The sequence below is a fragment of the Bradyrhizobium sp. MOS002 genome (genome assembly GCF_003020115.1).
In the GTDB taxonomy this organism is placed as follows: domain Bacteria; phylum Pseudomonadota; class Alphaproteobacteria; order Rhizobiales; family Xanthobacteraceae; genus Bradyrhizobium.
The window spans coordinates 1-11,878 of record NZ_PYFX01000043.1 but is presented as its reverse complement, the minus strand read 5'-3'; the positions used below and the strand labels follow the sequence as shown (position 1 = coordinate 11,878).

The following is an 11,878-nucleotide window of genomic DNA, read 5'->3' as shown; positions in this document are numbered from 1 at the left end:
TAGCGCCGCCTGCGGCGACGAAATGGACGAGTTCCTCTGCCAGCCGCACAATCAGGACGCATAGCCAGTAGATAGCGCTCTTGAACAGGATAGGCTGGAGCATTGGCGCGCCGTCGAAGCGACGCATGAAACGCATGTTGTCGGTTACCAAAACGGCTTTTCCGACTAGCAACGCCGCTACCAGCGAGGTGAAGAAGCCGCTGAACTCAATGCCGTGCTCCTGCAGGATCAGGCGTTTAGTGTACAGGATCAGGTTGAAGCCGACGAAGAAGAAGATTGTCGGCGGAAGCGCATGCTTCACCTGTGTGAGCCACCAGGCAGTGGCCCGCCGCAAGAGCGCTGCCGGCGTCGAGCTAGCAATGGCGGGTTGTCTCATATGATACCTCCCAGTGATTGCGCCGAGCCATACTGCGCGAGTTGCGCACCGACATTGCCGAGGCCTCACCTAGCTGGCAGACGAACAGGATGAGCCGCCGCTTAACCAACGAACGGGAGCCCGTGCGCCCCTGTTGTAAATTTAGCACGAATGGCTGGAATCAGCGACGCCTTACCATTTTGCACTTACGTGAGGTGGACCCGAATTCATCCCGGTAATAGCCTCACCGACACAGTTGGTTGCGTTCCTGTTGCGGCGGGGTTCGCGTGAGTATTCAGATCACAGTTTTGAAAGTTTTGGCGGGCCACCCTCAGGGCCATGCATCGCTTGCAGATCTGAAGCAGTATCTCGCGGTCCTGACTTGTAGCGGGGCCGAATGGTCTCAAAGAATGAAGCGGCTCGCTGCACGTGCGCCGGAATTGGACATTTTCACCAGCGGCTACGTGCTACGAGAGCCCAGCGGATGGCAGATCACGGCGAAAGGCCGTGAATTTCTCATCTCGATTGAAGCGCCGTTGGCCGAACCGGCGCTCACGCCAGTCGCGCTGCCGGAGCCGGTTGTTTGCGAAACGACCGACCTTCCGACCAATGTCGTTCGACTGTTAGATCACAAAGCTCAACGACGGAGGCCCGCTGCGGCCTGAAGCTTAGCGCATCGCCGCGCTCGGCACCGTCCCAAGTCAGGTGCGGTGACCGACAAGGCCGGTCCAGGAAGTCGAACGCTACAATCGGCTGCCGCCAGTGCTCCGAACTTCGCGGCTATCCCTACAAGCTCAGTCATCTGGTCGCACGCTGACCTTACAAGATTTCAGCCAGCGACCCGCCCTCGACGTGGTGGCCGGGCGAGCGGTAGCCCGCCATTTGCGTTCGTTTGCTTGCGTGACAGCAGCCCTTGCGGCTGAGGGCAATGCCAGTAGGATCGGCGGTGTATACGACCTTGCGGCTCGGCGCCGGAGAATTATGCCGTGCGAATACTGATAGTCTTTTCTGTCCTCATGACCGTTTTCGTCACATCGGCAAGCGCAACCACCTGCACGCAGGCGACTGCGAATTGTAAGAAAGCCGGGGCCGGCAAGCCTAACATCGATGGTAAGTGCGAAGCTGCGGGTGCTTCTTGTATGCGGGACGGGTATTTCATGGGGCCGGTGTCACGCACGCCTTGGAAAAATCTGCGCAAGGAGTAACGCGGCCCGCCAATGTGCAACCTTTACTCGATCACCACCAACCAAGCCGCCATCGCGGCGCTCTTCCGCGTCGTCAACCGCTATGTCGGCAACCTCGCACCAATGCCGGGCGTGTTTCCGGATTATCCGGCTCCGGTGATCCGCAACACCGAGACCGGGCGCGAGCTGGCCATGATGCGCTGGGGTATGCCGCCGCCGCTTCGCACAGGCGGGCCGCCGGTCACCAACATCCGCAACACGACGTCGCCGCATTGGCGCCGCTGGCTCAAGCCGGAGAACCGCTGTTTGGTGCCCTTCAACAGCTTCGCAGAATACGCGCCGGAGCCGAACCCAGACACCAAGAAAAAGGACGTCGTCTGGTTCGCACTCAACGATGAGCGGCCGCTGACCGCCTTCGCTGGCATCTGGACCATGTTCAACGGTGATCGCGGCACTAAGTCCAAGCCGGTGCAGGGGCCGCATCAGGTCTACGGCTTCCTGACGACATCGCCCAACGCGGTGGTCGAGCCGATCCATCCAAAGGCGATGCCGGTGATCCTGACCACCGACGAAGAGCGCGACGTGTGGATGCGTGCGCCGTGGGACGAAGCAAAGGTGTTGCAGCGACCACTGCCGGATGACGCGCTCAAGATCGTCATGCGCGGGACCGATAAAGAGGATCGGACAGCGGCAGCATGATCATGTCTACGTGGTTTTGGCGGCGCTTCAAAATGACGACGACGGTTGAACAACTATTCAGTAAGCAACGACAGGCTTCAGCCAGTGACCTACGAGATTGGGGATGGTTACAGACCCAATTCCCGCAAGCTATGGATCAACCCAATTAGGCTCCGGACATCGGGAGTGATGGTCACCTGTGGGTGATAATTCCAATTGATGAACCGAATGCGGAAACAGCGGCGAGAGGCGCAGGCATGCGCACATCCGTTGCCGAGATTATTCCGCAGCGCGATCCAGACGGCCGGAAGATCCATGCAAATCTTTACAAATTCGCTCGCGGGTTCTGGAAGCCGCCGGCTTGGGTTGGGTCGACCCAGCTTTCAAATTCGAGACAGATGATCACCTTGGGCTTCATCGCGACGACAAGCGTGCGTCAGTTTGCGGTTGACCTCCGCCAGATGTTCGATCTTGGAGTTCCTACGTTTGAAACGGCACCGGAAGCATTCGAGGCGGTGCCTTAAGACGATCGAAAAGCGAAGTAGAGTCGAACCCAGAGATAAAGCGCCTGCTGGCAGCGAGCCGGGCCAACACGCGTAACGATTGCCGGCTTCTCACGACGGAGCGTCATGCGCAGTTCCGTTCACGTAGATGAACGTGGAGGGTTGATCCAAGTCAAGGGCGCGTAGCTCCCGCGCCCGAGGATTCGGACAGGACCGCGGTCAGCGGGATACTGAGATTCCGCGGCTTCCAGTCTGAATGAAGGAGTACGCCCAATGTTGCGTCGAATTCTCATCGCATCGGCTGCTGCAGCCATGCTGCTAGTCACCTTCACTCCCGACGACGCCGATGCTCGCGCTCGCGGCGGTGGCGCCTATCGGGGTGGCGGCGGCTATCGCGGCGGTGCGGTCGCGGTTCGAGGGCCGCGGGGCGGGGGAGCCGTGGCAGTGCGCGGCGGGCGCTACGCCTATCGTGGTGGGGCCTATCGCGGCTACGGCTACCGCGGCTATGGTGTCGGAGCGGCAGCGGTAGGCGCGGCTGCCGTTGGCGCTGCTGCGTATCGCCGCAGTTGCTACGATGTGTACGGCAACTATATCTGCGCCTATTGATCCGAGCGACGCCCGATTGCGCGGCTTGGCCCCCTGGGGGTCCTTCGGAGGGCGTAGTTTCTGCGGGGACCGCGCCACCGTGACTTGTCGAGAAGAATGCTGCTAGAAATCCGAGGTGCAGTTACGGCGAGACCGCGCGTTTTTTGCCGATGATGTGCGGTCAGCAAACCCCGTCGGATCGAAGGGCGATGTCTTCAGAGGCTTCGAGGCTGTTTGGATCTTGTCGGCATTCCTTTCTAGCCTGCGCGTCGGACGCTAGACATTTCGAGGGCGACGCCCTTTGCCGCGCCCGCGATTGGGATTGCGGGCATCGACCGTTTCCCACCACGAGTAGACATCGTGATCCCGCCAGGTCTTCCGGTTCTCACTGATGTATGTGGGCTGCGGAAATTTTCCGGCCTTCACCAGCCGGTAAAGAGTTGTGCGGCTAAGTCGAATGATTTCCAAAACTTCTTTCTCGTTGATAATACGTCCACGACGCTGCGCGGAGTTCTCGGGCATTGCGGCGCCTTTCTGTCCCGTTCTCGAAACAACACGGTCGCGCTCGATGTTGCGACAACTCCGCTGTTGTAGCAGACGTTTGGTGACTGCTTCCAGATTGAAGTAAAGCTTCAAGATCCCGCCACTTGAAGCAAAAGCTTAATCCAACGATGTCCCGATCTCGCTATCGTCTCATCCTGGCAATCGGAAGCGGGAAAGATCGGAGGCATTGCACGATACTATGAAGCGGCTCGAGATCCCTCTCTCGAAAATCGATTCTATCCCGACGTGCGCGTTACGCGGTCGCTGAAGCTGGCCCGCAGATCACTGGCGAATTGACGGACCTGATCAAGTTTTGTTGAAGGGGCTGCTCAAGCTAACTTTTAGTTCAAGGGAGGTACCGAGGACAACGCTGGCTTTTTCGCTCTATCCATCGGATTTGCGCACCTAAGGTGAATGTTCACTCGCTTTGCGCAGAGCGCCAAGTTTGCGCATGCTCCAGCTATATAACGGCACTACGGAGCAAAGTGATGATCAAGTGCGGGAAAGTCGGCCGCAACCCTCGCGTCGATCTTAAGTCACTGCCGATCGAACCGAAGGCTTACTCGATCAAGCAGTTTTGCGAGGCACACAGCATCAGCGTTGATACTTATTTCCGCATGCAGCGGGCGGCCTCCGGGCCGGTGAGGATGAAGGTCGGTGCGCGCACCCTGATCAGCGTTGAGGCCGCGGCAGCTTGGCGTCGCGAGCGCGAAATGGCGGGGCGCAGGGCTCAGCACACCGCATCGCGCCCTTCTGCATAAAGAGTGGGGCGAACATGAGCGCAAACGATTACGACCATCACTCGCCGCACTCTCTCAACCTTTTTTGCGCTAGCACGCCGATGTGGGTGTTGGAGAAATTGCTTGGTTTGCGACAGCCGATTGGTGCGCCGGCGCACCGCGGTGTTGCGGTCGAAAATGGCGTCATGCATGGCCTCATGAAACTTGATGCACCGGTGTCCGAGTGCGTCAAGGTCGCGATGGTCGCATACGACACGCTCATGGCGCTGTCGCCCGATACCCGCCGCGAGAAGTATCGCGACACTATCGAGGAAATGGTGAGGTTGGCGCTCGACGAACTGCGCCGCTATGGCGTGCCATCGCGCACGCAAGGCCTTGTTCAATGGCAGCCGAAAGGTCTGCGTCTGCCCATCATTGGCTATTTTGACTTCGAGTGGGCGCAGCATGGTGTGATCATCGATCTCAAAACAACGGAAAAGATGCCATCGCAGATCAAATTCTCGCACGCCAGGCAGGCCTCATTCTATGCAGCGTCCGACAACATGGCCGCGCGGCTCACCTACGTCACGCCAAAGAAGTGCGAGACCTACGAACTCGAAAACATTTGCGAGCATCGCGAGGCGTTGCGCCAGATTGCGGTGAGGATCGAGAATTTGCTCGCGCTCTCGGATGACCCTGAATTCTTCAAGAGCATCACTGCCCCCGATTTGGAAAGCTTCTATTGGGGCGGGCCGGCGAGGCAACTCGCCTACGAGCACTGGCATATCTGAGTTCCCGCAGCGATCGGGATTGGCGGGCTTCGAGCCTGATCGAAGCAGCAAGACAGGAGTAGAGTCACATGAGCAATGTGTTCGGCTTTTCTACAGCGCCATCTACTGGCGGCGACTTTTTGCCGATCGTGAAGTATGACGCCCGCGCTGGCCGCTTCTATCGACTGGACCGCGTCGATACCGGCAACGGCTTTGAAAGCAAGCCGGTCGATATCACTGCCAACTTCAAGGCGATTCTCGACCTCGAGAACGTCGAAACGGGGTGGTTCGATTTCCTTCCCGGCTCCCCGCCGGACTTTAAGCTGGTGCCGATCGGAAAGGAACTTCCCGACAAGCCGAGTGCGAAGCACAAGAACGGCATTCGCTTGATGTTGAAGCTTTCGAAGGACTGCGCCGGCGGGTCTCCCCTTGTCCGGGAGCTTGCTGGCACCAGCAAGGCATTCCTGTCCGGCATCGAGGCGCTCTATCTGGATTACTTGCAGAAGAAACCTGCCAATCCCGGCAAGCTTCCGGTCGTCGAGCTTGAGAAGGTCACGCCCATCAAGACGGGCAGCGGCGCGAAGAGCAGCACCAACTTTCAGCCGACGTTGCGCATCGTTAGCTGGGCCTCTCGTGGCGATTTGACGTTCGTGCCCAAGGGCACGTCACCCAATTCACCCGCACCGCAGCCGCCGCCTCAGGGTCCCACTCCGCCGTCCACCGGCTCGACCCGCGCCGAGCCTCCGCCGCAGGAGGAAGGGATGGACGCGGATTTCGGTTGACTGAAACCGTGGGGGTCAGGTTGGCGGCAACCGACCTGACCCCGCACCACGTCACGCTTGAGCCTTCGAGGACCTGCTGCATTCGAGGTGCGTCTTGGACATACCCGAAAATGCCCGACTTGAAAAACTTTTGGGCATGCTGGGCTCGTCATTTGACGGCGAGCGCGCGAACGCAGCGCGCGTGATTTCGGCGATGGCAGAGAAGCACGGTCTGACCATCGTCGAGTTGATCTACGGCGCCCGTGGACAGGAGCAGCGCCTACACCCTCGGCAGAGCCCTGGACCTGAGCCGCCGAACGATGATCTGCGCGCCAGGCCGGTACCAGATACCATGCTCAAGCGACTGGCTCAAATTGCCGATAACCCGGACCGGTACGAAGTCATTTTGACCGAATGGGAATTCCAGTTCGCCGTCGATGTCTCCGCGCGCTACTCGCGGGACTACGAACTGAGCACCAAGCAGCACGTGATCGTAGAAAAAATCCTTCGCAAGGCGCAACGCTCGACGGCACGGAAATGATTAGCACGGCATCGATCGAAGATTTCGATCCTGACTTCGCCGGTCCGGCGGAATGGGCCGCCATGTATCGCGCACGCGGTCTGCAGGTGATCCCGTGCTATTCACCGTCGGAGGTGGCGAGAGGGACCTCATGGAAGCGTCCCAAGCTGTCGGAGTGGACGGAATTCCAAGAAACTCTCGTCCCGGATGTAGTCTTTGCGCGCTGGTATGGAGTTGCTGGCGAACACTCGGCTCGCGACAACATGGGGATCCTGACCGGCCAAGCCAGTGGCAATGCCTTCGTGATCGATTTGGACGATCAGAAGGGTCCCGCTGCTGGTGAGTGGTGGCGCGGTATTCTCGCCGTGCACAACAGCGGCATCGAGCCCGAAACCTGGCGTCAGCAGACCGGGGGCGGTGGTCGCCAAATCCTGTTTCGGGCCCCGCCCGAGTGGCGCGTCCCGACCAACAGGACGCCGATAGGCGTGGATATCCGTGGGCAAGGCGGGTTTGCAGTGCTGCCGTCCTCCGTGCACGAGAGCGGGCGGCGATACGCGTGGGCGCCCGGGTGCGCGCCCTACGAGATCGAGATCGCCATCGCACCGGAATGGCTACTGGCTGCTTTGGAGTCGCTGGTCGCGCAGCATGGCGGCGACCAGGGGCATGGTCGCCGTGAGCATACAGGGTCTCCCGGCGGCGACTATGATGCCTTCGGCAATCGCGTCGACGGTCGCGAAGAGGAGATGCGCGACGTGGTCTGGCGCGCCGTGTTGGAATGTTATCGGGAATGTCCGATCAAGCCTGCGGAGACCGAATGGGAGACGCGTGCCGAAGCCGCCTATCAGATCTACGAGCGTAAGGTCAAAAGCCGGCTTGAGGGAGTCGACAAGACGGCACTGCTGGAGCGCGAGGGCCGGGGACGGGCCGCATTCTGGGAGAAGTGGCGCCGGGAAATGGCGAAATGGGGCAGCACCAAGATGGTGGAGGAGGCGGCCAAGCCGAACCCAAACTCCGATCAGTCGCCGTTGGAAGAACCCAGGATCGATCCCAAGACTGGCCAACCGCTGCCGCTGCTGCTGAATGCGGAGCAGTTCGTGGCGGGTTTCTCACCACCTGCCTACTTGGTCGATGGCGTCGTGCAGCGTGGCTATCTTTACGCGCTCACTGCGCGAACCGGGCACGGCAAGACGGCCGTCGCCTTGTACATCGCGCAATCGATCGCCCGTGACCTTCCCATGCATGGCAGAGCGGTCAAGGCGGGAACGGTGCTCTTACTTGCCGGCGAAAATCCTGACGACATCAGAGCGCGGTTCCTGGTCCTGGCCGATGCCTATGGTTTCAAGGCCGAAGACCTCAAGATGCGGTTTGTGGCTGGAGTGATCGACATTGCCGCCAAAATGCCGGAGATCAGAGCTGAAGCGGAAACGATCAGCGATCTGGTTCTGGTCATTGTGGACACAGCAGCGGCCTACTTCCCGGGCGATGAAAGCAACAGCAATTCTCAGCAGGGCGCGTATGCCCGGCTACTGCGGCAACTAACCTTCCTGCCCGGCAAGCCCGCAGTGCTGGTCAACTGTCATCCGGTCAAGAACGCCTCCCGCGACAACCTGCTGCCGATGGGCGGCAGCGCCTTCCTGAATGAAGTCGACGGCAATCTGACGCTTTGGACGACGGCCGAGCGACAGACGACCCTGCACTGGCAGGGGAAGTTCCGCGGGCCTGAATTCGAGCCCATGACGTTCGAGCTCGAAGTGGCCGACAGCACCAGAGTGATCGACGCAGAGGGGCGGTTAATGCCTTCCGTCGTTGCGAAGCCAGTCTCGGAATTCAAGTTGCAAATAGATGAGGGCAAGCAGGAGAGCCAAGAAAACATGCTCATGCGCGCCATTGCCGCCAACCGGAACAGCTCGATTGCAAACCTTGCCACGATGTGTGGGTTCGTTGGCGCGACCGGCCAGCCGCAAAAATCCAAGGTGCACGCCATGTGCGGTCGTCTGATTGAGGAGAAGCTGCTGGAGCGCCGTGGCAGCAAGTACCGGATCACACCGAAGGGCAAACGGGAGATTGGCTGGAAGGACGACGATGATTGACGGCTTCGTACACGCTGTGGGCCTGAACGATCCTCTGAACGAGGAGGGGTTGGAAAACACGCCGTTCGTTCGGGCTGAACGATGGTCTGAACGATGCGATCGAACTGGAGACAACCCCTTGAAATACAATCGTTCACGCCTGAATGGCTCGCCGACGAACGCTCCACACCGGTGGAGGAGCGTTCGTTCGGAGCGTTAGCGTAGCGTTAGCGTCGCCGAATTTTGACTGTTTGGAGGGGCCGGATGACAGACGAGGTTGAGACCTTAAAGGCCAAGCGGAAGGCCATGATGAGGGAGATCATGGGAACATTCAACAGGTCGAGCGACCCGCACCCAAAACAGCGGCGGGCGAGCCTGACGCGGCGGATTGATCTGCTCGACAGGAAGATCCGCCGAGTTCATCAGCAGAAAAGGAAAGCAAATTGTCATGGGCAAGATTAAGGAGACTGATACCCGCCCTCTGGGCGACCCGACCTCGTGGTCGCGTACACATGGCTCCTACCTCGCCGGCCGCGCCTATATCGATGAGGCGGACCTGACGGCGGCCCAGATGGAAGCGCGGTGGGGAGCCGGACGATTGCGCCTGCTGGCCTCGCCGGAAATGCGAGAGAAATTCGACAGGCAACGGTACTTCTTCAACACCGCCATCTGGCACGGCGACCTCGATGCCGTTCGCCGCGAAGCCAAGCGCATGATCACTGCGTGGCTAGCGCTCGATAAGGCCGCGAGGGCGGCAGGCAAGGCGGCCCTTTCTCCGCTGGTGTGGGAGGTGGCGCTCGCAGATGGCACTGTCGCTGCCATCGTTCCTGGCAGGGACGATGCTCGCGCTGTCATCACCGAGGGACGCGCTATGGCCGTCTACACGCTCGACGAAATCGCTCGCCTCCTGTCCATGTACCCCGACATCGCCAAGGCAAAACTTATCTTCCCCGGTGCCGAGGTCACCAAAGTCAGCACAAGCATTTACGATCCGCTCGATGCCATCCGCGACGGTGCAAGCCTCAACGATCCGCTGGAAGACGTTGGCATTGCACGGGCGTAGTGACAGCTTGGACCCGCACGGCCGCTGCGGGCGTACAAGACGAAGCCTCGCGTCTCAACGATTGACCGTCCGCATGCGGCGGCATCATGCTATAATTGGGCCGATAACCGCCGTGAGAAGATTGTCATGCACGTACGCCGAGGCGGGCGAGACCCAAAGAGCGGCCGCGTTCGCGGATTTCAATCTGAGACGCAGCGCCAGAACTTCATGATCGGCCGCGCGCGGTGCTGTAATGGGCCGAACCGCGAGATGCCACGTTGCGCCGCGCTAACTCGGCTGGGTCAGCCGTGTAGAGCAGCACGAATGCAGAACCAACAAACCTGCTTTCGCCACAACGCTGCGGCCAAGCGGTCACGACTTGTAGCCGCACGCCTTTCTGGAGACCTGGACCGCATCCAACGCGCAGAGATGCGGGCAGAACGGAACCGGCTCTGCGTTGTCTGGCGCCGCGATCCGCGCGAGCCGGGCAAGACGATCATGCTGGTCCCCTCTGACGAAGCATCTTGCCAAGCATGGGCAGCAAGGCAAGGCTTCCAGCTCGATCTCCTCGACCGTGACTTACCAGCCTTCTCCGACGCGATTAGGTGGATTTGGGCGCGAATGTCGCGCGGCCTGATCAGTGAGGGCGATTTGAATGTGAAACTTGCGCGATTGCGCAGTCGGATGGAGGCAAACCCATGCCGTCGATCATCAGGGATGAACGTGGGCGATTTGTACCGGTAGTTCGGCCAAAGCTTTGGCAAGCTGCTGCGGTGAAGCACAGCCGAGACAGAACCGATCGGATTGGACGCGCCCGAACGCAATTGAGGGCAAAAATAGCAACAAACCAGTGGATTAGTGAGCTGGATCGCCGGGGAATTTACGAAATCGAGGCGTGCGGCATTGAATGGATCGCCGTTGAAGCGTGGCTCGACGCGCTTAACCCGCAAGAAGCCAGTGCGGCGCGAAGGTTCGTGAAAAACGTCCTGCAGGTGCTAGCAGACCGTGAGGCGCCGCCGCGAGAGCGGGGCGAGGTCTACAATGAACTATACCGGCGGTTGATCGCTGCTGGCGTCGTGGACTAATCGCCTCGGGGTGATCACCGCCGGAATGGCTCGCTACGACTCCACGCGGGCCGCTGATGCGCTCTTGGTGGCTTCGAGTCCCCAAGACCAGTGAAGAAACAGGCGCTCCTTGACCGTCGCAGGGGCGCGGAGAGGCTATCACTCCAAGAGGTCTTATTGGAGCGCCCGCCAGATTGTGGTTTCGCCGCACTCATACTCGCGGGCCAACTCCGCCATCGTTTCGCCGGCAGCGTACCGCTCAGCCAGTCTTCGGCGCTGACCGTGATCAAGAGCAGTGGGCCGACCGAACTTCGTGCCTTTACGCCGTGCCCGCTGAATACCTTCTTCACACCGCTTGCGGATCAGGCTGCGCTCGAATTCGGCAATGCCGCCCATGATCGTCATGACCAGCCGACCCACATCGGTCGTGGTGTCGCACCAGCTCTCGCCGAGCGAAACAAAGCCGCACCCTATCTCCTGGAGCTCATGCAGAATGTTTTGCAAATCGCGGCTTGACCGTGCCAAGCGATCCAGTTTCGAGACGACCAGCACGTCGCCTTGTGTGATGATCTTCATCAGCCTGGCGAACTCTGGCCGCCCGTTAATCGATGTGCCAGAAACTTTCTCACTGAAAATGCGTTCGCATCCGACGGCCTTCAGGGCCTCGATCTGCGCACCGTGATCCTGCGTACCCGAGCTCACTCGCGCATATCCAATTTTCATTTCTGTCCCCATTTTGAAAGAGACACTTTTGGAATCTAAAAAGCGCGACAAAGCAAGGGTAATTTCGATCTTCCAGAAAGTAGAGTTTTTGAAAGTTGGTGACGATCGTAGACCGTGTCACGCAGCAGCTGCTGATCACTTCGTGTAGTCATCACGTAGGCGCCTCATGCTTGTTTCGCCTTGTAACTCCTGACTCGACATAAGACCACAGAACCGCCGACCCGCCCCCTGGCGCCCCCCAAATGCACAGGAGACGGCGGTCGCATACCTTCCCGCCAAAATTTTCGTACTTTGAATTTATTAGCGATCGTGACGCCCACCCAACGCAGGCTCGCGATCAGTCTCCGGGATCGCCTGGACCG

General features: G+C 59.7%; 15 protein-coding genes. 12 read left to right on the top strand and 3 right to left on the bottom strand.

Translation table 11 applies throughout. From position 1 onward, the window contains the following. Positions 1–376: hypothetical protein (locus C7G41_RS36325; protein ID WP_199198791.1), on the bottom strand; the 376-nt coding region annotated here is incomplete at its 3' end. 266 nt (positions 377–642) lie between these two features. Between C7G41_RS36325 and C7G41_RS37200 the strand changes: the two genes are divergently transcribed. The 4 genes from C7G41_RS37200 (at position 643) to C7G41_RS36310 (ending at position 3,326) form a co-directional block, all read left to right on the top strand. Next, positions 643–1,020 carry a hypothetical protein gene (locus tag C7G41_RS37200; protein WP_146159891.1) on the top strand — a complete coding sequence of 126 codons (378 nt, stop codon included), beginning with the start codon at positions 643–645 and terminating at the stop codon, positions 1,018–1,020. Between the two features lie 552 nt (positions 1,021–1,572). Then, on the top strand, positions 1,573–2,238 hold the full coding sequence (locus tag C7G41_RS36320) for an SOS response-associated peptidase (protein ID WP_106947008.1): 666 nt from the start codon (positions 1,573–1,575) through the stop codon (positions 2,236–2,238). Between the two features lie 236 nt (positions 2,239–2,474). Further along, positions 2,475–2,741 carry a hypothetical protein gene (locus C7G41_RS36315; RefSeq protein ID WP_106947007.1) on the top strand — a complete coding sequence of 89 codons (267 nt, stop codon included), beginning with the start codon at positions 2,475–2,477 and terminating at the stop codon, positions 2,739–2,741. Positions 2,742–2,993: 252 nt separating this feature from the next. Beyond that, positions 2,994–3,326, top strand: coding sequence for a hypothetical protein (locus tag C7G41_RS36310; protein ID WP_106947006.1), 333 nt, complete (start codon positions 2,994–2,996; stop codon positions 3,324–3,326). A gap of 255 nt (positions 3,327–3,581) precedes the next feature. Here the strand turns inward: C7G41_RS36310 and C7G41_RS36305 are convergent, their stop codons facing one another. Then, entirely contained in the window at positions 3,582–3,941 is a 360-nt protein-coding gene (locus tag C7G41_RS36305) for an AlpA family transcriptional regulator (RefSeq protein ID WP_146159890.1), read from the bottom strand. A gap of 395 nt (positions 3,942–4,336) precedes the next feature. Here C7G41_RS36305 and C7G41_RS36300 point away from each other — a divergent pair, with 395 nt between their 5' ends. The 8 genes from C7G41_RS36300 to C7G41_RS36270 all read left to right on the top strand — a co-directional run bounded on the left by C7G41_RS36300 (position 4,337) and on the right by C7G41_RS36270 (position 10,814). Then, on the top strand, positions 4,337–4,609 hold the full coding sequence (locus C7G41_RS36300) for a hypothetical protein (protein WP_245446901.1): 273 nt from the start codon (positions 4,337–4,339) through the stop codon (positions 4,607–4,609). 14 nt (positions 4,610–4,623) lie between these two features. Beyond that, positions 4,624–5,358 carry a PD-(D/E)XK nuclease family protein gene (locus tag C7G41_RS36295; protein WP_146159889.1) on the top strand — a complete coding sequence of 245 codons (735 nt, stop codon included), beginning with the start codon at positions 4,624–4,626 and terminating at the stop codon, positions 5,356–5,358. A 68-nt stretch (positions 5,359–5,426) separates the two neighbouring features. Next, positions 5,427–6,119: a hypothetical protein gene (locus C7G41_RS36290; RefSeq protein ID WP_146159888.1), complete on the top strand. Its 693-nt coding sequence runs from the start codon at positions 5,427–5,429 to the stop codon at positions 6,117–6,119. Between the two features lie 94 nt (positions 6,120–6,213). Further along, positions 6,214–6,639, top strand: coding sequence for a hypothetical protein (locus C7G41_RS37560; protein ID WP_158268089.1), 426 nt, complete (start codon positions 6,214–6,216; stop codon positions 6,637–6,639). Further along, positions 6,636–8,708 (top strand): bifunctional DNA primase/polymerase, encoded by a 2,073-nt coding sequence (locus C7G41_RS36285; RefSeq protein WP_158268088.1) that lies wholly within the window; start codon positions 6,636–6,638, stop codon positions 8,706–8,708. Before C7G41_RS37560 ends, C7G41_RS36285 begins: the two co-directional genes overlap by 4 nt. 243 nt (positions 8,709–8,951) lie before the next feature. After that, the gene (locus C7G41_RS36280; RefSeq protein ID WP_106947001.1) at positions 8,952–9,149 is read left to right on the top strand and encodes a hypothetical protein; all 198 of its coding nucleotides are present in this window, start codon (positions 8,952–8,954) and stop codon (positions 9,147–9,149) included. Then, a complete protein-coding gene (locus tag C7G41_RS36275; protein WP_106947000.1) occupies positions 9,136–9,750 on the top strand; it encodes a hypothetical protein in 615 nt (204 codons plus the stop codon). Before C7G41_RS36280 ends, C7G41_RS36275 begins: the two co-directional genes overlap by 14 nt. 677 nt (positions 9,751–10,427) lie before the next feature. Beyond that, a complete protein-coding gene (locus C7G41_RS36270; protein ID WP_146159887.1) occupies positions 10,428–10,814 on the top strand; it encodes a hypothetical protein in 387 nt (128 codons plus the stop codon). A 153-nt stretch (positions 10,815–10,967) separates the two neighbouring features. Here C7G41_RS36270 and C7G41_RS36265 read toward each other — a convergent pair whose 3' ends face one another. Then, positions 10,968–11,516 carry a recombinase family protein gene (locus C7G41_RS36265; RefSeq protein ID WP_106946998.1) on the bottom strand — a complete coding sequence of 183 codons (549 nt, stop codon included), beginning with the start codon at positions 11,514–11,516 and terminating at the stop codon, positions 10,968–10,970. Between the last annotated feature and the right edge of the window lie 362 nt (positions 11,517–11,878).